The following is a 21,059-nucleotide window of genomic DNA, read 5'->3' on the forward strand; positions in this document are numbered from 1 at the left end:
AACGTTGATGCCAACATCTAAGATTATCCGGTATTAGCCCTCGTTTCCAAGGGTTGTCCCGGCTTTATGGGTAGGTTACCCACGCGTTACTCACCCGTCCGCCACTAAAAACTTCTCTAAGTAAACTTATTGAAATTCTCCGTTCGACTTGCATGTGTTAGGCACGCCGCCAGCGTTCGTCCTGAGCCAGGATCAAACTCTCCAAAAAAAGTTATCTCACTTCAATGAAGAAGATGATTCGCTCATGATTTCTTTTGAAACTCTTTCGAGTTTCTCTCATTGGCTGTCCTTGTTGTTTAGTTTTCAAAGATCAGGGCCATTTTTTCGCGTCTCTTAGGCCGGATTTATATCTTAGCATTTCCAACTCTCGTTGTCAACAACTAATTTATTCTGACCATATTTAACTACTGTATATATAATTCAATTTAGCAGTTAATTTTGCGGCACTTGGATATATTAACATTTGATTATTGCATTGTCAACCGTTATTTCGAGTTATTTAACTTCAAAAGTCATTTTTTCATCATTAAGGGTTATTTTTTAAATTCCAGTTCACATTTATTACTAAAAGTAAAATTCTTCGTAGATATTAATAAGATGTCTACTGTACCGAATTGCTCAAAGTCAGCGATTCGGTACAGTATTAACAAGCTTATGCTTCAAATTTAATCAGATAGTAGTTTTTCTTTCCTCTGCGAATAACGAGATACTTTCCGTCTAACCGCTCCAACTCGGAAACAGTTGATCCTACATTGCTATGACGAATATCATTAATATAGATAGCCCCGCTCTCTATCGCCTCCCTGGCCTGACGTTTGGAAGACACTGCTCCCACTTGAACTAATGCATCAACTAAACTTGTTTCAGATGCTTGGATGGTTGCTGAAGGCACATCGCTAAATCCCTCTTCAATTTCCACAGCAGTCAGATTTCCAAGCCCTCCCCCGAAAAGAGCATTTGAGATTTTCTTTGCCCGATCGAGTGCTTCCTGTCCGTGAACCAGCTTTGTTACATCCTCCGCCAAAGCACGCTGAGCCCTTCTCTTTTCAGGCTCCTTTTCCACCCCTTGTGCCAGTTCATTAATTTCTTCAATTGATATGAAGGTGAAATACTTTAAGAACTTAACAACATCTTGGTCATCTGTGTTCAACCAAAACTGATAAAACTTATAGGGAGACATCTTTTCCTGATCCAACCAAACGGCTCCTCCTTCAGTCTTCCCGAACTTGGTTCCATCACTTTTGGTAACTAGAGGTAAAGTTAGTCCGTGCATTTCTTTTTCTTGATTCGCAGTCCGACGAATTAAATCAATTCCTGAGGTAATATTACCCCATTGGTCGCTTCCACCGATCTGCATCTCACATCCGTACATTTCATTTAGTTTTAAGTAATCGTAGGATTGCAGAATCATATAGCTGAATTCTGTGAAAGATATGCCCTTGCTCAAACGCGACTCGACTGAGTCTTTAGCAAGCATCGCTCCCAAAGGAAAGTTTTTGCCTATATCTCGGAGAAATTCAATCACATGGAGAGAGCCCAGCCAGTCATAATTATTTGCAAGTATCGCAGGATTGTCCTTGGTTTCAAAATCTAAAAATCGTCCAAATTGATTCTTAATCTTTTGAGCCCACTGTTCAACTACTTCTTGGGGATTTAGGGTCCGTTCCGATGCTTTGCCGCTTGGATCGCCAATTAGTCCTGTCCCGCCTCCTACTAAGGCAATTGATTTATGCCCGGCAAGTTGAAATCTCCTTAAGACTAAAAGTGGCAGCAAGTGTCCAATGTGCAAGCTGTCAGCGGTCGGATCGAATCCACAATACAGTGCCATCTGCCCCTTGGCTAACCTTTTACGCAATGCATCCTCATCTGTGTGTTGATAGACTAGTCCTCGATCCTTTAACTCCTTAAAAATGTCCATTTACTTAATCCCCCTTTTATTATTCATTTAATATGGCGCGATTGGCATCTTGTATCCCCATCTACAGTTCTACCAAATATAAAACTTGGCTTAATAACGAGGAAATCCCCCAACACAAGGTTGAGGGACGAAAACACTTCCGCGGTACCACCCACATTGAATCCCGTATTTCACGGAAATCCAGCTTAATCAGCGATAACGGGCTGACCCGAGGGTTTTTATCTCCTAGTCCTGAGGTGTAACTCTTGGTTTCTGGGTCGGTTTGCACCTATCACCGACTCTCTGTTGCCTTCCGCCAAGTTTCTTCTCAATCATACCATTGACATTATAAACATAAGCTACTCTTAATACATTATACAGTTTCTCTAGCTTGCTCGCAACTTCCAACTCTTAAACATGTCTCACAAAACAGCGCAGAAACAGCCCATAATCATTTCAATTTCCTTGTAACAGTAAAAGTATGATATAATTCTAGAAAATTAAATAGTGTCTAGCGCCTCATTCTTTTATTTACAGGAGGTTGTCTTAATGCCATCATCCAGAAAACCAAGTGGTCCTCAGCGCCGCAAGCGCCCCTCTAAACGTCGAATTATTCTCTTATCAATTACGTCCTTTATTTCACTTATTATAGCAGTCTTGGCAATTTTTGTGATCGTTGCCGCCGCCGGCACCCCAAAGTGGGACCCCGCCTTACTAGGTGACGCTAAACAATCCTCATATGTTTACGATAAGGATGGCGTTGAATTTGCTCTATTGCACGGATATGAAAATCGTCAAACTGTCGAGTATTCAGACATTCCTGACCTTGTTAAGAAAACGTTCATAGCGGTCGAGGACAAACGCTTTGAACAACACTTTGGTGTTGATCCCATTCGAATTATTGGCTCTGCTCTAAACGATATCCGAACCAGAAGCACCAGAGAAGGGGCTAGTACTATAACTATTCAGCTTGCCAGTAATGCCTTTATCGCAAACCCTAACGATACTAAATTCATCCGGAAGTTTCAGGTAAAAATTCAGGAAGCAATTCTTGCCATTCAACTCGAACGAGAATACACAAAAGACGAAATCCTAACCTTTTACCTTAATAAAATTTTCCTTGGCGAATCCTCATTTGGAATCCAAGCTGCTGCTAAAACCTATTTTGGTAAAGATCTTAAGGATTTAACCCCTTCAGAAGTCGCTTTGTTGGCGGGGCTACCACAGGCTCCTAGTCAATACAATCCATATATTCATCCTGAAGACGCCAAGGCTCGACGCACTATCGTCCTTGGAGTGATGCGGGATGCCGGGATAATTTCCTCTGAAGAGTATAGTAAAGAAAAGGATGCGCCTTTTGCCTATGTTGATTCCATGAAAGAAAGCCGCGGAGGGGCGCAGAAAAACGAAGTAACCACTGCCAGTTACAAGTTTCCATACTTTGTGGATTACGTTATAGAAGAACTTGAAACCAATTACGATTTAACCCCTGAACAAATCTTCAGTGGTGGTTTGCATATTTATACAACCGTTAATCCGAAAATCCAAAGTGCCGCAGAGGCTGCTTTTGCTGACTCGGCAAATTTCCCTCAAGGTATTAATAACACGAAAGTCGAAGGTGCCATAACAGTTATTGAACCTTCAACCGGAGAAATCCAAGCAATGGTCGGCGGACGGGATTATACGCCCCGAGGACTGAACAGGGCATGGCAATCTAAACGACAACCTGGGTCAACTATAAAACCATTAGTCGTTTACGGTCCAGCTATCGAAAAAGGGGGATATTTCCCCGGTACCGTCCTTGATGATATGCCCGTAAGCTATGACGGCGGAAACGGTAAATCCTGGTCGCCAACTAACTTTGATACAGCAACTAAAGGCTGGAAGGGTCTTATCACCATGCGTCATGCTGTTGAACAATCAGTCAACATCTATGCTGTTAAACTCTTGGATCTTATTGGAGTCGATTATGGTTGGGCATTTGGCAAAAACAATCTCGGACTCCCTCTTGCACCAGAAGATCGAGTTTTAAGCCTCGCTTTAGGTACTACACATGTGAGTACACAAGACATGGTTGCGGCTTATGGGGTTTATGCCAACAACGGAGTTAGCATCACTGATCATGCAATAGTAGAAGTAAAAGACGCCAAGGGGAACATCGTAATTTCTCCAAAAATAACTAAAAACCGCGTTATGAAGGAAACAACTGCTTATATTATCAACAGTATGTTACGCAGCGTTGTAACTAGTGGCACCGGAGTTAGCGCCCAAATAGGAAACTGGGCTGTTTCCGGCAAAACTGGTACGTCTTCTTTGCCTGATAACCTTAAAAATAGGACCGGAAATACAGATGCTTGGTTTGCCGGATATACCCCTAACTACGCAGGGGTGGTTTGGATGGGTTATGATTCTAACCCTGACCTTGATAAAAATGGAACGCCGGGACCGTACTATTTGCGCAGTGTGTATGGTGGCGGTTTTCCCGCCCAAATTTGGAAGAAAGTCATGACCGCGGCACATGAAGGCCTTCCTGTGCAATCGAAATTTGAACAACCCTCAGGGATTGTCAGTGGCTCATTTGATACGAAGTCCGGGCTTCTTCCCAGCAGTTTAACCCCTTCAGAATTTGTCGCCACTGAAATAGCAGCCCAAGGAAGTTTACCTACGCGGATTAGTGACGTCTGGATTCAAAAGGATGTCGATGCCGATCATCCGAATATGTTAGCTTCTCCAAACTCCCAGAATACCATCACAAAAACCTTCTTGAATTTACCCAATCGTGATCCGTCTTGGACATGGCCCTCCAATGAGGCACCCTATAAACTGCCTACAGAGTTGGCCCCTGATCCAGTTACAGATGAAATTCCCGATCCAGATCTTTCCCCTCCACAAGATGATCTTCCGCAGGACACCTCCCTTCCGGCGCCCGTGCTTGGCGAGGTAAGTTATGATGCAAAAACCTCACGTGTGACCATCCCAATAATGAACCTATCAGGAAACGATAAATATTCTGCGGTTATTCATATTCAACGACCAGGCCAGCCGATCGGAAGTATACCTATTAACAATTCTAAAGGATCCCTCACTTTCTCTCTAGCGATAAACGACAAAGCCCCCAGTCCTGGCTCTTATTACTTCCGTGCCTCTTTTAAAGATCCGAAGGAATCAAAGATCGGTCCGTCTTCCAACACTGTTAAATTAATCTTGACTGACTGACATTAACCTTGCAAATATAATAAAACAGCACTGTAACCTTAATATAAAGGTTCTCAGTGCTGTTTTAATGTGCTTAAGTTTATAGCTTACTTTAGTTCAACAACCGTAACTCCAGAATCCCCTTCGCCATACTCCCCTAACCTGAAACTTTGTACATGGGGATGTCCCTTGAGAAAATCTTGAATACCGGCTCGCATCGCCCCTGTTCCCTTACCATGAATAACATAAATTTGACCGATCCCTCCGAGAACGGCATCATCCATATATTTGTCTAAGACTTCCCTTCCCTCCTCGACAAGCATTCCTCTTAAATCAATCTCACTGCGGATCTCCTCTGCCTTTCGAACCCCCATACCCATTTCACGCCGTGAATACCTGGGTGCAACCTTTTTTTCCTCTTGGGCTAATTTTAGTTCTGCCAGTGGTACCATAACTTTCATAATGCCCGCTTGAACAAGTACTTCACCGTTAGTATTAGGGAGCTTTAAGACTTGCCCTTTCTGCCTGATTTTTGTCATATAAACCGTCTGCCCCAACATAATCTGATCTGCTGATAATTCACTGCCCGAACGTTTTACTTGCCGACCATGATCCAACTTTGAGGATATACGTCGAAAGCCCTGACGAGCTTTTTCAATATCTTGCTGTTGCTTGTTTTCCTTCTTTAAAGCAGCTTTTAGCTCTTCAATTATAACCTCAGCTTCACGTTTAGCCTCGCGAATAAGCTCGCTGGCTTCGTCCTTAGCCAGGGACAGTAATATTTCGAATTCCTCATCTAAGCGGATTGTCTTCTCTTCCAGAGCTTTACTTTGCCTTTCTACAGCTTGCCTCCCTGTTGCAGCCTTTTGCTTCTCTAATTCGATCTCCCGGTGGGTTTCACCCAAATTTTCAATTAGATCGGCTACTTGCATCTCCCGTTCTGTTACGAAGGTGTTAGCTTTTTCAAGGACCCGCTCGCTTAACCCCAACCGTCCCGCAATTGTAAAGGCATTGCTTTTTCCGGGAATCCCAATCAACAGCCGATATGTCGGGCGCAAGGTCTCAGTGTCAAACTCCACTGAAGCATTCTTGACACGAGGGGTATCATAAGCAAACGTCTTTAAGGCTCCATAGTGAGTTGTCGAAACCGTGCGGCAACCTCGCTCATGCAGTTCAGCTAAAATCCCCATGGCTAGAGCTGCCCCTTCTGTTGGGTCGGTCCCAGCCCCTACCTCATCGAGCAATACCAGAGAACGTTCATCTGAGCGATTTATAATTTCCACAATATTTTTCATATGTCCTGAAAATGTACTTAAAGATTGTTCCACGCTTTGTTCGTCCCCAATGTCCGCAAAAATCTGAGTAAATACTCCCATACGAGAATCACTTTCCGCTGGAATTTGGAGACCAGACTGATTCATAGCTGCCATCAGTCCGACAACTTTCAGAGCCACTGTTTTCCCCCCAGTATTGGGCCCTGTAATAACTAACGTGTCGAAATCTATCCCTAATTCTAATGAAAGCGGGACAACTCCTCCGCTAATTAACGGATGCCTGGCCTGGACAAGCTTCATTTGTTGCCCAATGACCAATTCCGGCGCTCCGGCATTCATGGACACGCTTAAATGTGCTTTTGCAACGACAAGATCCAATTGGGCTAAAGCCTCATGAAGATCTGCTATCTCATCGGCATTCACCTCGATTTGAGCTGAGAGCATCTGCAGAATTCGTTGGACTTCACGCTGCTCTTTTAAAATAACTTCACGTAGTTCGTTACCTAGCTGGACTACTGGCATAGGTTCAATAAACAAGGTTGCCCCGCTCGCGGATTGATCGTGGACAATACCCGGAAATGCCGCTCGATATTCCTGCTTGATCGGTATCACATATCGATCCGAACGTTGCGTAATAATGGGGTCTTGCAACATTTTTTGATAGCTGGAATTCCTCAAAGTCCCTTCCAGACTTTCTCGAATGCGGTTCTGCAACCGATTTATGGCTCTTCTGAAATCTGCCAGTTCTGGGGAAGCATTATCTGCCACCTTCCCATCCTCAGAAATACAGCGAGATATTTCATCCTCAAGATCCTTCTGCGGCTCAATAGGTAACACGATATCCCATAAACCGGGGAACTCCTCTCTCAATTCCATTAGCAGTTGCTTTATTTTTCGTCCTACACGCAGAGTATCTCGGATTTCTAAGAGTTCCTCTCCATTAATTACCCCTCCGCGCAAACATCGCTCTATGTAGGGACGAATTTCTTTCGACCCGCGCACTGAAAATAGCGGATTTCCCCGTAAAAGATTCTTTCCTTCTTCTGTTTTTTGCAACTCCAAGCGAACTGATTCCAAATCAACATAAGGCTTTAGACCAATGGCCAATTCCTTTGCTCGGGGAAGAATACAATACTCTGCTAAACGCGACAAAACCTTTGGAAAGTCCAGTTTATTAAGGACTTTATCATCAATTTCCATAGTGCCTCCTTTGTAATGGCCAAGACTCAACCGAATGTTAAGTCTTGGCGAGAAGGGACTGCCCTTCTGACCGGGATAAACCTACAGCACGCCGCGGAAAAAATGCCCTTTAGTAAATCCCTCTGGGAAAAGGGATGTTAACTCAGACATCCCGTCATTCGACGTCCATGCGCTCTTCTTAGAGACATTTAGTGAATTCCAAGCTTCATTAAACAAACGAACAATCTGCTTTATTTGCCCTGGCGTTTGCCTGGTTAATTGCAAACGAATGGTTGAAATCCCCATTCGCCGTATTTGGGCAAGCTCTTCATAGAGGTTAAGGATCTTTACATTAAAAAGGTGCATCCGACACTCTTCGTCGGTCTCAACCGGAAAATCATACCGCATGCGATCACGTAAGAAATGAGGTTCTTTCACACACGTTCTTGCACAGTGGTCCCCTTTTTTTCCACCTAAGGTCGCCCCTACCGGGCAATATTCGCTTACCATCATCTCTAGATCTCCAAACACTATGACCTCTGCCCCAGGCCATTTCGCCAAATGAGCAAGCTGTTCATGGTGCAGTTCCGGTGAAAGGGTTACCTTCATTGCGCCTAAACGCCAGAAGTATGCAAGACTCGCTTCATTAAAGACATTTAAAGAATAATCTACTTCAAACGGCCAATTGGAATCAATGCTCTTCATCATTTCCAACTCACTAAGGTTCGACACCATTAGTTTAGGTTTATGTTCCCATTCTGCTGCTTTTTTAAAGTCCGCGAGAAGATTGTCACTTTGGGTCTGATTCAAGATCCGTGGCAAGCGCCAGACACAATCAACCCCTTGTCTTCTGCAATCAGCAAAACTAGTTTTAATCTCCTCCAGAGAAAAACTGCGCCGGGAGCGCCAATGTTCTCCGCCAATCAATACCCGTTTTGCTCCCCCTTTAATAGCCGCTTGCAGTGTTGACGTGTCACTAACGGCCACTGAAATCTGGGGGATGGGTTTCTGAAAATTGATTAAGGTTGTCCGTTCCTCTGCCTGGCGTTGCTTCCACAACTCAATTCTTTGTTTATATGTTTGGCGATCGACCTTCTGTCGTGGCGCTATTTGTAATAACTCTTCAACTGCTAAGCGACGCATCTCATTCAGGTCACTCACCGGAAGCATGATACCCTCATCCGTCTCCAACTCTAACTTGTCCAGCCAAAAGGGAGTTGTCCCTAATCGACCTAACTGCTGGAAGGCATAGTCGAATGTCAGCGGCCTTTTTAAAGCCCTTTGAGCTACGCCAGCCGAATATACTGTGACCTTACGTTGAGTGTCCATCACCTCTAAGCACAACTTATCCCCTTCGTGCCCCGATAGCCGCATAGTAAGTGGGTTTTTACGTTGCTCCCGTCCCTCTTGGAAACTATGCCGAGCTTTTTCCATTAATAAGGCATCATTCGTCTTAAAAACACGGTCTCCGGGGTGCGCTATACCGAGAAACTCAATCTGAACAGTTTCCCCATGCAGTCCTTCAGCAACTTCAATTCCGCTCTTCCAAATCTGTCCAACAGTAACCCCTTCTCGCCCACGCCCTGTCCAAAATTCGATACCATCCCCTGGGTGTAAGGCAGCTTCCAGCTTAATGGATAATCGCCCATCTTCGAATTGAGTCACTCGACCGAGACGCGTTCCCCGATTATTCGGTCGACTGTAACTCATAAGGTCTGCACCGAGGTTTTCTCTGAAATATCCGCTTGTAAAGTCTCGGTTGAACACCTGTAATAATTCTTGATGTTCCCCAGGGGTTAACAAGGGTGCGACCCCATTCCCTTCTCTCTTATCTCCAATCCGATCTATGGCCTGCCGATAAAGTCGAATAACAGTAGCCACATACTCTGGCCGTTTCATTCTTCCTTCTACTTTGAGAGAATGAATGCCGATTCGCTCTAGCTCAGCCAACTCCTCAGCCAAATTCAAATCCCGTGGACTTAACAAATGTTCCCCTGTGTTTTTTTGTGCTAAAAGGTTCTGGTTCTCGTCATTTACAAGCTGATATGTCATCCGACAAGGTTGTGCGCATGTGCCCCGGTTTCCACTCCGCCCCCCGATAAAGCTCGACATGAGGCATTGTCCGGAATAGCCTATACAAAGTGCGCCGTGCACAAAAACCTCAATTTCTAACGGAGTCTCGTTTGCGATATATTTCATTTCATCAGCCGAGGTCTCTCTGGCTAACACAACTCGACTAAAGCCCAGAGATTCTAAATGGTGAACTCCCCAGCTTGTATTAATCGTCATTTGCGTACTGGCATGAATATCCATTTCCGGAAGAATCTTATTGATTAACTCCGCGACCCCAACATCTTGTAAAATCACGGCGTCGACCCCTATTTCGTGTAAGGCATAAAGATAATTCAACAGTTCTTGAAACTCTTGATCTGCAATGAGAATATTAGCGGTCACATATACTTTAACCTGTCGTTCATGAGCATAACGAACAGCTTTTTGCAGCTCTTCTAAGTCGAAATTTGCTGCGCTCGCTCTGGCACTGAAGCTTTTCCCTCCAAGGTAAACCGCATCTGCTCCGTTTTCTACTGCTGCTTTAAACGCTTCGAAACTTCCGGCAGGAGCTAGAAGTTCCAGGGAAAGAGATTTTTCAGTTACTAATTCATTCATTTTATAATTTCCCCTGTTTCTACATTGTGGCTTTATTTTAATTCCCATCTCTGAACCGAGTTAGGCAACATCTTAATTATAATTGTTTAGCTTAAATTTGTACAATTAGTGTAAGCCCATAGCACTTCGCACATATGGGAGAGTACCATTCCCCCCTATTCCTTCTAAAAGTATCGCGACTCCCGGAAACAATAATTTCTTGTTGACACCCTTAGGCATATACTTTAAGATAAAATTAATTAAATATTGGCAGTATGGTAGTACAGTAGGAGTTGGGCACAAAGCACTTCCTGCGGAGGTGTATTTTTTATGTCCAAGATTAAAAGGGGGTAATAATTATGAAAAAGATACTAGCATTCGGATTAAGTTTAGTATTATTACTTAGTTTAGTTGGCTGTGGTGCAGCAAAATCAGGAACCAACCCCGCCGAAAAAGAGGGGCCAAAGCCACTAAAGATTGGAATTGTTCAAATCGTTGAACACCCGGCCTTGGATAGCGCTCGCCAAGGGTTTCTGGACACACTGAAGAAAAACGGGTATGAAGAAGGGAAAAACCTTACTGTAGACTATCAGAATGCTCAAGGGGATCAGTCCATACTCCAATCGATTACCCAAAAATTTTCCTCCGCCAAATTAGATTTAGTCCTAGCTATCGCAACTCCTTCCGCACAAGCTATGGCTAGTGCCAGCAAAGATATCCCCATTTTGATCACGGCTGTCACGGATCCGGTAGAAGCTAAACTGGTGAACAGCATGGAAAAACCGGGAAAAAATGTAACCGGTACAACCGATATGAATCCAATTAAAGAACAATTTGAACTGATGAAGACCTTGGTTCCTACGGTTAAAAAAGTCGGGGTCATCTATAATGCCGGGGAAGTAAATTCTCAGGTGCAAGTTGCTATTGCAAAGAAAGTAGCCGCCGATCTTGGCTTAGAAATTGTTGAAGCAACCGTTACCACCAGTGCCGATGTATTACAGGCAAGTCAGTCATTAATTGGAAAAGTTGATACCATCTACGTACCCACGGATAATATGGTCGTTTCGGCTGCCCAATCAGTTGTTCAGGTTTCCCAAAAGAACAAAATCCCCATCATTTCTGGAGAGAGCAGCGTCGTAGACAAAGGTGCCTTAGCTACAATCGGAGTTAACTACAAAAAATTAGGTGAACAAACTGGGGAGATGGCACTTCGTGTTGTTAAAGGCGAGAAGCCTCAAGATATGCCCATCGAAGCTCAAAAAGATTTTGATACAGTACTCAATCAAGCTGCTATTAATTTATTCGGTATAACTGTACCAGAGGATATCTCGAAAAAAGCAACTATCGTTAAATAGTAGTACCAGCACATGTTTCTCGAACCACGAGTTGAAGCGTAAATATCTTAGTTGATTAGTCGCAGCAAATGTAATTGGGGTGTTGAAGATGTTCACACAAATAGCGCTCGGTACAATGGAACAGGGTTTAATGTATGCTATCATGGTTTTAGGTGTCTATCTGACGTTTCGGATTCTCGATTATGCTGACTTGTCTGTAGACGGAAGTTTTACTCTCGGTGCAGCAACTGCGACATCGCTGATCGTCGGAGGAACTGACCCATGGATAGCCACTGGAATGGCGTTTATTGCCGGAACCCTGGCGGGGTTATTTACGGGAATACTTCATACCAAGTTTAAAATCACACCCTTGCTTTCAGGGATTTTAACAATGACAGCCCTTTATTCTATTAATCTGCGAGTAATGGGCAGAGCCAATATCTCACTCCTTGGGTCAAGGACAATCTTCTCTGATTTTGCTAAGCTACCGTTCATGGAAGAGTACGGTGTCCTTGTGCTTAGCTTGGGTTCTGTGCTATTGATAGGTGCTGTCATTTATTTTTTCCTGCAAACTGAATTGGGGCTAGCCTTACGAGCCACTGGGGACAACGAACTGATGATTCGAAGCCTCGGCGTTAACACAGATCTCATGAAAATTCTCGGACTGGGTCTATCCAATGGACTTGTGGCCTTTGCTGGGAGCTATGTCGCTCAGAAACTAGAGTTTGCCGATGCCAGTATGGGAATCGGCATGATTATTGCTGGATTAGCTTCAGTTATTATTGGAGAAGTGTTGGTTGGAACCTCTTCGATTGGTCGAGCTATTCTCGCAGTAATCTGCGGGGCCGTTCTTTATCGCGCAATCATTGCGGTTGTCTTGCAGTTAGGTTTAGAAGCAACTGACTTAAAATTGATCACCTCTTTCATTGTTATTATTGCTTTGGTTTCGCCAACTCTCCGGAAAAAGATTGCGTCATGGAGTGGAGGGATTTCGGGAAAGGAGGCTCAATGAGATGCTAAACGTTCACGAAGTATTAAAGACTTTTAACCGAGGAACCGTTAACGAGAAGATAGCCTTGAATAAAGTTAGTTTAGAGCTTTTACCCAATGATTTCGTTACGGTAATTGGGAGCAATGGCGCCGGAAAATCGACGCTTTTGAATGCTATTGCCGGAAACTTTATGGTAGACTCCGGAGAAATCTCCATCGAAGGCATACCAATCACGCGTCTTCCTGCTCATAAACGGGCAGATTTGATTAGCCGAGTTTTCCAGGACCCCTTATCCGGCACCGCAGCCTCAATGACCATCGAGGAAAATCTTATTATGGCCTTTCGCAGAGGAAAGGGCCGACGTTTACGCCGAGCCATAGGTCCTAAGGAAAGAGATTTATTTCGTATAGAACTAGAGAAGCTCGGCCTGGGCCTCGAAAATCGGTTAACCAATAAGGTCAGTCTCTTATCGGGGGGACAACGCCAAGCTTTGACCCTTCTAATGGCAACACTACAGAAACCCAAGCTATTACTTCTTGACGAACACACTGCGGCCCTCGATCCCAAGACGGCTGAAAAGGTCTTAGAATTAACCTGTGGTGTGACAGAACAGCAACAACTAACAACCTTGATGATTACCCACAATCTGGACCATGCTCTTACCTTTGGGAATCGAACGATCATGATGCACGAAGGTCGGGTGATCCTCGACATTAAGGGAATAGAACGAAACAATATGACAATAAGTCGCTTGCTCGAAATGTTTGAGAAAGCCAGCGGATCTCACATGAATACGGACCGCATGATTCTAGCCTAGATTTTTTAAGAGGGTAAATTGATTACCCTCTTTTTTTGTGCTCGATGTTCATTGAGAGATAAATTTCGGGCAAATTCAAGTAAGTATGAATGGGATAGAGGTATCATTATGAGTCAAGCCTCAGTTAATAACTGAACAATACCTGGAGTCACTTCTTCAAGGGTATCCCATTCCGGCCATTGTACGGGTTGACTAGACCAACATAGTGCAGGCACTGGATTTGTGGTATGCCCTTTTATAGAAAAATCTTCAATATTACCGTGATCACTGGTTAATATCCAGGCCACGTCTTCTTGTTCCTCAATAACTGAGAGAAACCCTCCAATAAAACTATCAATGCGTTCAACCAGACCAATTGCCTCATTCCAAAGTTGCTTGTGCCCTAAAATATCCGTCTGGAAAAATTCATATAGCGTGAAATCATAGTTTAAAGCCACGTTTCCTAAATGCTGGCCAGCCTCAAACGAAGATATAACGGTTACCTGCTCTCCCAATTGGATGAGAATCTCATTTGTCATATCTTGATATACTGCTAATCCTTCTTTTAAATCGGAAACACGTCTTAGGCGTACACCTCCCGCTAGAGCTGAGAGGGTGGACGCCGTGTGTTTTCGTTTCCCAGCCCTCACGGCTTGATCGTATGCATCTGTAAACGTATTGGCAAACACAACCGACTTCCCGGCATCAGCTAATTGCCTAAAGATACTCTTTTTCTCAATGATTTCCGCCAGGAGTTGATTGGGATAAGCACGAAGATGAAATCCCAGCGCTTTGGCTGCATTGATACCCGTCCAGAGTGTTGTCTGACCTGTCGCGCTCTGAGGCGTACCCGATACTCCCAGCGTGGGGTCTAACGCTCTAAGGACGGTATTATTATGGGTAATGCAACGTTTTCCCCAGAGGAGATGCCCTCCCAGCAGTTCATCCAGAACAGGGGTTTTCGCAGCGACGATGGGATTATCATCTTGTCCGCCTATACCAAAACCATCTACGAAAATCATCACCATGCGCATTTCTATTTTCCCCCTTCCAGTTCTAAGAGTATCAAAGTTTTTGAATAAATACCAATATCCAATTGAGGTTTCTCTAGCATGCTCTCCGGTTCTTTTCAATTGTACATAGAAAAACACGACTAAGACTAGTCGTGTTTTTTATGGCTACTCGGTCTTTTCTCCAAGCAGTTGCATTAAGGTTTCTTGTTCTTCTCGTAACTTAGCCAATTCATCGGCTAAATTTAAAGCTGTTAAGACCGCCGTCTGGTGAACACTCAAGCGAGGCAACCGTTGAGCGATCAGACGCATTTTCTTATCAACTTCATGCGCCAATCCTTGAATATACGGTGCTGTACCCTCACCGCGGACCACATGTTTTTCCCCAAAAATCTCAACGGTGATTTTGACTGGTTCATGTGCCACAATTTCCCCTCGCTCTCTATGTCCTGTGTCCCTTCTCGCCATAATTAGCTCCTGGGACACTCAGCGCATCTTTTCTTTATTTTCGCCGTTCCGCGCCAAAATCCTGCTGAATTCCCTCTAAAATACGCGAATTCAGTAGATTTACTTCCTCATCAGTCAATGTCCGTTCTATGGACTGATAACGTAATGAGAAAGCCAAGCTTTTATGATCTTCCGGTATAGGGTTTCCGGTATAAACGTCAAATATTTCAACTTGTTGCAACAAATCCCCGCCAAGCTTTCGTATTTTGGCCATGACTGCTTCAGCCGAAGTCTCAACGGTCACGACGACGGCCAAATCCCGTAGTATTGCAGGGAAACGGGGAATGGAATGAGCACGTACAGTTTGTCTGATCCGCTTAAATAAGGTGCTCAATTCTAATTCAAAAATAACCGCTCGTTCGAGCCCCCATTCCTTTTCCAGAGAGGGATGGATTTCGCCAAGGAAACCAACACACTGATTCTGAAGATAAAGGTCTGCAGAGCGTCCCGGATGGAGTAAAGATTGATTTTCTGCCACACGGAATTCCAGTTTAAGCCCGAATTCCAAAGCCAGTCCTTCCATAATCCCCTTGAGATAATAGAAGTCATAACTAACCGGCTGATTCAGCCAATGCCTCTCACTCTTTCCTACAGCGACCGCAGCTACTCTCAATTCTTCTCGCGGAAGCTTCTTCAAAGGTTGCTCTTCTCCCCAATATGTGTTTCCGATCTCAAAAATGCTCACATCCATGTTTCGACGTGCGACATTCCGAGCGGCTACATCAAGGAGCCCCGGTATGAGAGAGGTACGCATTACACCAAGTTCTTCCCGCAAAGGATTGAGCAGGGGAATCTGATGCTTTGCGCTTCCCCATTGGGCATCTGATTCTGCGCGGGTGAAGGTATAGGTCAGTACCTCATCCATCCCAGACTGTGCCAAGACTTTACGCAACCGACGGCGAAACTCTTGTTCAGGGGTTCTCCTGCCCTGAGTCTGATCCCCTTGAGGCAGAGTGGTTGGGATTCGGTCGTAGCCAATCAGACGAGCAACTTCTTCCATAAGGTCTTCTTCGATCTCAAGGTCTGAGCGATAGGTCGGAATCTCAACCTGGAATAATCCGCTGTTTTCCTTATACTCAAAGTTCAGGTCCTCCAATACTTGGCGGATCTCTGATATCTTTAGCTCAATTCCCAGGACAGTAGATGTATGTTCGGTGGACAGAGTAATTTGGCGACGAGACGGGAGGTGCCTGACTTCATCTACGAGGGCAACAGGGCGGCCCGCTCCCAAGTCTATGAGCAAATCACAAACCCGTCCTAACACAGCCACAATTCCAGAGACGTCGATACCCTTTTCGAAGCGGTTCGAGGCCTCTGATCTAAGCCCTAAACGTCGGCTTGTCCGACGGATGCTGACTGAAGAAAAGTGAGCGGACTCAATCATTAACCGCTTTGTATCCTTCGTCACTTCACTGTATAACCCACCCATTACTCCAGCCACTCCTAAAGGTTGACTGTCATCCGCAATGAGTAATGTGTGTGTTTGCAGGGTCCTCTCCGCGCCATCTAAGGTAACAATCTTTTCTCCTGGATGTGCAGGCCGCACATGGACATCTCCCTCGATTTTATCCCGATCAAAGGCGTGTAACGGCTGTCCCATTTCCAGCATGACATAGTTTGTAATATCCACAATATTGCTGATGGGGCGAACACCTGCAGCTTTGAGCCGTCGTTGCATCCACTCCGGCGAAGGCGCAATATGGACATCTTCAACCACTAACCCTGCATAACGCCAACATAACTCTTGATCCTCAATGATAATCCGAAAATCCCTGACAACGGGAAGGGAAAGCACTTGATTTTGCTCTGCCCACTTCGGTAAATGGGGCTTTTTCCGAGTGAGAGACGCCACTTCACGTGCAACATTCACCATCGCCAAACAATCTGGTCGATTTGGGTAGAGTTCTAAATCTAAGATACTATCCTCAAGACCTAAATAGTGCCCAAAGTTCTCCCCAATAGGAGCAGTTGGCGGTAAAATCAGGATTCCGTCCGCACTCCGATCTAACCCGATTGTATCATCTAGCAGAAGCTCTTCGCGCGAGCATAGCATTCCCTGCGAGACAACCCCTCTAAGTTTGGACTTTCGGATGGAGAGATCATTTGGCAAGTTTGCACCTACTAAGGCAACTGGAATCCGATCTCCCGTCAGTAAATTCTGCGCTCCGGTCACAATCGTTACTTCCTCTTGACCCACATTTACAGCACAAACCAACAGTCGATCTGCATCCGGATGTTTTGTCAAACTGACTATCTCACCTATAACTACTTTCTCAAATCCCTTATTCAGGTTCTCGACATTCTCAACTTCAATACCGCCACGGGTTAGAGTTTCTGCTAACTCTTCAGCACTCTGGTCTAAATCAACCAGTTCGCGTAACCATTCCAAACTGACTTTCATGACCTTTCCCCCTTAAAACTGTTGCAAGAATCGCAAATCATTATCAAATAAGAGCCGCATGTCTTCAATCCCAAACTTTAGCATGGCGATGCGCTCTACTCCCATACCAAAAGCAAATCCCGTGACTTCCTGCGGATTATATCCACCCATTTCTAATACCTTCGGATGAACCATACCTGATCCTAATATTTCTATCCATCCTGTGCCCTTGCAAAGACGGCACCCTGATCCTCCACAAAGCATACAGGAAACATCTACTTCAGCACTAGGCTCAGTGAAAGGGAAAAAGCTCGGTCTTAAACGAATTTCTCTAGACTCACCAAACATTTCACGAGAGAAATTTAAGAGAATCCCCTTAAGGTCTGACATGCGTATTCCACGATCTACAACAAGTCCTTCGACTTGGTGAAACATTGGGGAATGCGTTGCATCATCATCATTGCGATAAACTTTTCCTGGAGCAATGATTTTCACAGGGAGGTGGGGATGCAGTTTCTCCATTGTTCGAATCTGTACGGGAGAGGTTTGGGTTCGAAGCAGAATTTCCTCTGTGATGTAAAAGGAATCTTGCATTTCACGAGCCGGATGCTCCTTCGGAAGATTAAGAGCTTCGAAGTTATAATAATCCGATTCAATTTCTGGCCCTTCAGCAATTTGAAATCCCATACCCAAAAAGATATCTTCAATTTCTTCGATAACCTGTGTAAGGGGATGATAATGTCCTCGAGCTACACGAGTTCCCGGTAAAGTAATATCAATTCGTTCGGTAGCCAATCTCTTCTGTAGAGCCATCGCGTCTAACTCTTCACTGCGTTCTTCCCACGCTTGTTCCAGACGGGTACGAACCTCATTTACAACTTGCCCCATAATTGGTCGTTCTTCAGCGCTTAGACTTCCCATCTGACGTAACAAAGCGGTTAGAGATCCTTTCTTACCTAGGACCTTCACTTTAAGCTCTTGGAGTGCTTCAGGGCTGTCCAACTCCCTAAGTTCTTTTAAGGCCTCTTCTCTGATGCGCAGTATTTCGCTCTTCAAGTAAATCACCCTTTCCAAATCCATCTCGGAATCCTTCTAACTGACACTTGCTATCAAGGCATCTAAGCCATTTCTTACTTAAGTTAATGGCTTTAATCAATTTCAAACGTCCTGTTTGAGTCTTGCCCCGCACTCCAACCTCAAAAATTCCTGTTCATCAGGGAAAAGAATAAAAAACTCCCGCCCCTTGAAAGGGACGAGAGTCTATTCTCGCGGTACCACCCTAGTTTGGCTGATTAGCCACACTTAAGTCCCTGTTAACGGTGGAGACCGGGCCTGCCTACAAATCAGCGGGCCACTCCCAGGCGAAATTTAACCTCTTCAAACATGAGGAGGTGGATACCTTCTTAGCTGGCTCACAGTCTTAGGCCATGCCTCCCTGAGAAGAAAATACTCCTTTGTAACCTGATCATCGCTTTTACTAACTATGAATACGTTCTAGTATGTTAATAAACAAAATTATAGCATATTCGTTCTATGTTTTACAAGAAACCCCTTTGGCGAACAATCTCATAAAGCAAGATCCCTGTAGCCATCGCTACATTAAGGGATTCTACTTCTTGGGCCATCGGAATCGTAACCCGTTGGATATCCGCATCTCGAAATAATAGAGATGGGCCCTTGCCCTCGTTTCCAACAACAAGGGCAAGGGGGCCCTCCGATAGTTTTGTCTGGTAAATAGGAACCCCTTGAATATCCCCCATCAAAACCCGTAATTCCCGTCTCTGACAAAAGTCCAAAATATCCTCTGGCTGTTGACTCGGCAGGATGACTAAGGAAAAGACAGCCCCCATGGTACTGCGTAACACTTTAGGATTATATAAATCGACAGTTCCTGGGGTCAAGCACACATAGCGAACTCCGGAAGCCAACGCGGTGCGCAGAATAGTTCCTAGATTGCCTGGGTCTTGAATTCCATCCAAAATAAGCACGACTGATTTTGAATCAATATGTAAATCAGACCAAGTATAGTTTGTTTGACGTACCACAGCCAGGATTCCTTGAGGCTCTTCTGTTGAACTCATTTTACGAAGAACTCGAGCATCCACCTTTTCAAAAGGAATGCTTCGCTCACGTAGCTGTGCGAGCAGAGGCTGCCATTCTGACGGCTCACGTTCTAAGCAAACAAAAACTTTTTTGATTGGCGCATTTCTGAGAACGCCCTCCTCAACGAATCGCCATCCCTCAATTATAAACAATTGGGCCTCTTCACGGGCTTTGCGCCTTTGTAAAGAGACTACATATTTGACCTGCTCGTTTTGTAAGGACTCAATTATCCTAACCACCTCCAAGGGTAGTGAAACCGGCTACGCCAAGTCTTCGGCGACAACTTAGCAGAAACTATGCGCCGGACCCAGCCTCATATAAAGAAAGAGGATGCATTTGCACCCTCCCTAATTTATCCTTTGATTTGCACTTTGGCGACATTAACGATTTCTGTGAACGCTGCAGCATCGCTAATTGCGAGTTCTGCTAACATTTTCCGATTGACTGTAACTCCAGCCATTTTTAAACCGTTCATCATACGGCTGTACGACATGCCATTCATTCGGGCAGCTGCGTTAATTCTTGCAATCCAAAGCTTGCGGAAGTTGCCTTTATTGTCTTTTCTGTGGGCATAGGAATAAGCTAAAGACTTAAGGACTTGTTCATTCGCCGGGCGATAGAGCTTGCTTTTTCCCCCACGATATCCTTTTGCTAACTTCAATATCTTTTTGTGGCGTTTATGCTTGGTTACGCCTTTTTTTACACGAGCCATTATGAAGACCTCCTTTTACCTCAAGTTTTATAGATAAGCGATTATACTGGCAATTCGTTTTGCATCGCTTTTATGCATAATCGTTGATTTACGTAGATTTCTTTTTCTTTTGGGTGACTTCTTCTCCAAAATATGACTTGTAAATGCATGCATACGGACAATTTTGCCCGTTCCTGTTTTCTTAAAACGCTTTGCAGCGCCACGGTGTGTTTTCATCTTTGGCATTTAGTTTTATCCCCCTTTTGCTATTAGTCGTGTTTAATTGAAGCTAAAATCATAATCATATTTCGACCTTCAAGTTTTGGTTCACGCTCTACTGTGGACTCTGCTTTGCAAAACTCAGCCAGTCGAATACATAAAGCTCTGCCAAGCTCAGGGTGAGTCACTTCCCGTCCGCGGAACATGATCGTTACCTTTACTTTATCCCCATCCTGCAGAAAGCGTTGGGCGTTGCGAGCTTTGGTCTCGAAGTCATGATCCTCAATATTCGGACGCAGTTTGACTTCTTTAATTTCCATGCTTTTTTGCTTTTTACGAGCTTCTTTATCTCGTTTAGCTTGTTCGTACTTGTACTTGCCGTAGTCCATTAGCTTGCAGACCGGCGGTTTGGCCGTCGGCGCAATCTCTACAAGGTCTAACGATTTCTCGATTGCCAAGTTCAGTGCGTCTCTAGTCGCCATGATCCCAAGTTGTTCGCCTTCTTCACCAACGAGACGAACATCCCGAACCCGGATTTCGTCATTAAGTCTTAAGTCCTTGCTAATAAGAAACCACCTCCTAAAAATTTTATTAAATTCAAAAACAAAAAGACGGATGATTTACCACCCGTCTTCTAAACAATCACGAGCAAACACTAAGCTCAGGACCAGAAGATACCTTATCGACGAGCGCCGTAAGGTGAGAAGCGGATGGCTTCTGCTTGACATCAAATATCTTACCTCAAAACTATCCTCTTGTCAATTCCAAACCTTGACATTCTTTTTTCTTCCCAATCCACTGCTGTTATCTTAGCTCAACATATGGCACTATAGTTCA

General features: G+C 44.5%; 15 protein-coding genes, 1 rRNA gene and 1 other annotated feature. Of the genes, 4 read left to right on the forward strand and 12 right to left on the reverse strand.

The window, feature by feature from the left end; translation table 11 throughout:
• Positions 1-208 (reverse strand): 16S ribosomal RNA (locus tag BUB11_RS25230); the annotation flags it as partial.
• Between the two features lie 444 nt (positions 209-652).
• Positions 653-1,918, reverse strand: coding sequence for a tyrosine--tRNA ligase (gene tyrS, locus BUB11_RS25235; protein WP_073033260.1), 1,266 nt, complete (start codon positions 1,916-1,918; stop codon positions 653-655).
• A gap of 528 nt (positions 1,919-2,446) precedes the next feature.
• Between tyrS and BUB11_RS25240 the strand changes: the two genes are divergently transcribed.
• On the forward strand, positions 2,447-5,113 hold the full coding sequence (locus BUB11_RS25240) for a transglycosylase domain-containing protein (protein ID WP_073033262.1): 2,667 nt from the start codon (positions 2,447-2,449) through the stop codon (positions 5,111-5,113).
• An 86-nt stretch (positions 5,114-5,199) separates the two neighbouring features.
• Here BUB11_RS25240 and BUB11_RS25245 read toward each other — a convergent pair whose 3' ends face one another.
• Both BUB11_RS25245 and BUB11_RS25250 read right to left on the reverse strand, forming a co-directional pair.
• Positions 5,200-7,566, reverse strand: coding sequence for an endonuclease MutS2 (locus BUB11_RS25245; protein WP_073033263.1), 2,367 nt, complete (start codon positions 7,564-7,566; stop codon positions 5,200-5,202).
• A gap of 81 nt (positions 7,567-7,647) precedes the next feature.
• Complete coding sequence (locus tag BUB11_RS25250; RefSeq protein ID WP_073033265.1) at positions 7,648-10,212, reverse strand: U32 family peptidase; 2,565 nt, start codon at positions 10,210-10,212, stop codon at positions 7,648-7,650.
• Between the two features lie 338 nt (positions 10,213-10,550).
• Here BUB11_RS25250 and BUB11_RS25255 point away from each other — a divergent pair, with 338 nt between their 5' ends.
• The 3 genes from BUB11_RS25255 to BUB11_RS25265 all read left to right on the forward strand — a co-directional run bounded on the left by BUB11_RS25255 (position 10,551) and on the right by BUB11_RS25265 (position 13,333).
• Positions 10,551-11,546: an ABC transporter substrate-binding protein gene (locus tag BUB11_RS25255; RefSeq protein WP_073033267.1), complete on the forward strand. Its 996-nt coding sequence runs from the start codon at positions 10,551-10,553 to the stop codon at positions 11,544-11,546.
• Positions 11,547-11,634: 88 nt separating this feature from the next.
• Positions 11,635-12,537: an ABC transporter permease gene (locus tag BUB11_RS25260; protein WP_073033269.1), complete on the forward strand. Its 903-nt coding sequence runs from the start codon at positions 11,635-11,637 to the stop codon at positions 12,535-12,537.
• Position 12,538: 1 nt separating this feature from the next.
• Positions 12,539-13,333, forward strand: coding sequence for an ABC transporter ATP-binding protein (locus BUB11_RS25265; RefSeq protein ID WP_073033271.1), 795 nt, complete (start codon positions 12,539-12,541; stop codon positions 13,331-13,333).
• Positions 13,334-13,446: 113 nt separating this feature from the next.
• On the opposite strand, the gene BUB11_RS25270 is transcribed toward BUB11_RS25265, so the two are convergent.
• From BUB11_RS25270 to infC, 8 genes are all read right to left on the reverse strand, one after another.
• On the reverse strand, positions 13,447-14,346 hold the full coding sequence (locus tag BUB11_RS25270; RefSeq protein ID WP_073033273.1) for an alkaline phosphatase family protein: 900 nt from the start codon (positions 14,344-14,346) through the stop codon (positions 13,447-13,449).
• A gap of 144 nt (positions 14,347-14,490) precedes the next feature.
• The gene (locus tag BUB11_RS25275) at positions 14,491-14,748 is read right to left on the reverse strand and encodes a cell division protein ZapA (RefSeq protein ID WP_073033289.1); all 258 of its coding nucleotides are present in this window, start codon (positions 14,746-14,748) and stop codon (positions 14,491-14,493) included.
• A 76-nt stretch (positions 14,749-14,824) separates the two neighbouring features.
• Positions 14,825-17,230: a phenylalanine--tRNA ligase subunit beta gene (gene pheT / locus BUB11_RS25280; protein WP_073033275.1), complete on the reverse strand. Its 2,406-nt coding sequence runs from the start codon at positions 17,228-17,230 to the stop codon at positions 14,825-14,827.
• A gap of 12 nt (positions 17,231-17,242) precedes the next feature.
• Positions 17,243-18,265 carry a phenylalanine--tRNA ligase subunit alpha gene (pheS, locus tag BUB11_RS25285; protein WP_073033290.1) on the reverse strand — a complete coding sequence of 341 codons (1,023 nt, stop codon included), beginning with the start codon at positions 18,263-18,265 and terminating at the stop codon, positions 17,243-17,245.
• A 482-nt stretch (positions 18,266-18,747) separates the two neighbouring features.
• A complete protein-coding gene (locus tag BUB11_RS25290) occupies positions 18,748-19,542 on the reverse strand; it encodes a TrmH family RNA methyltransferase (protein WP_073033291.1) in 795 nt (264 codons plus the stop codon).
• A gap of 122 nt (positions 19,543-19,664) precedes the next feature.
• Positions 19,665-20,024 carry a 50S ribosomal protein L20 gene (gene rplT, locus BUB11_RS25295; protein ID WP_073033277.1) on the reverse strand — a complete coding sequence of 120 codons (360 nt, stop codon included), beginning with the start codon at positions 20,022-20,024 and terminating at the stop codon, positions 19,665-19,667.
• 27 nt (positions 20,025-20,051) lie between these two features.
• Positions 20,052-20,249 carry a 50S ribosomal protein L35 gene (gene rpmI / locus BUB11_RS25300; protein WP_073033279.1) on the reverse strand — a complete coding sequence of 66 codons (198 nt, stop codon included), beginning with the start codon at positions 20,247-20,249 and terminating at the stop codon, positions 20,052-20,054.
• 23 nt (positions 20,250-20,272) lie between these two features.
• Positions 20,273-20,788 (reverse strand): translation initiation factor IF-3, encoded by a 516-nt coding sequence (gene infC / locus BUB11_RS25305; protein WP_229250417.1) that lies wholly within the window; start codon positions 20,786-20,788, stop codon positions 20,273-20,275.
• Positions 20,789-20,819: 31 nt separating this feature from the next.
• Positions 20,820-20,951: a sequence feature (ribosomal protein L20 leader region), on the reverse strand.
• Positions 20,952-21,059 lie beyond the last annotated feature (108 nt).

Source organism: Desulfosporosinus lacus DSM 15449 (genome assembly GCF_900129935.1).
GTDB classification, from domain to species: domain Bacteria; phylum Bacillota; class Desulfitobacteriia; order Desulfitobacteriales; family Desulfitobacteriaceae; genus Desulfosporosinus; species Desulfosporosinus lacus.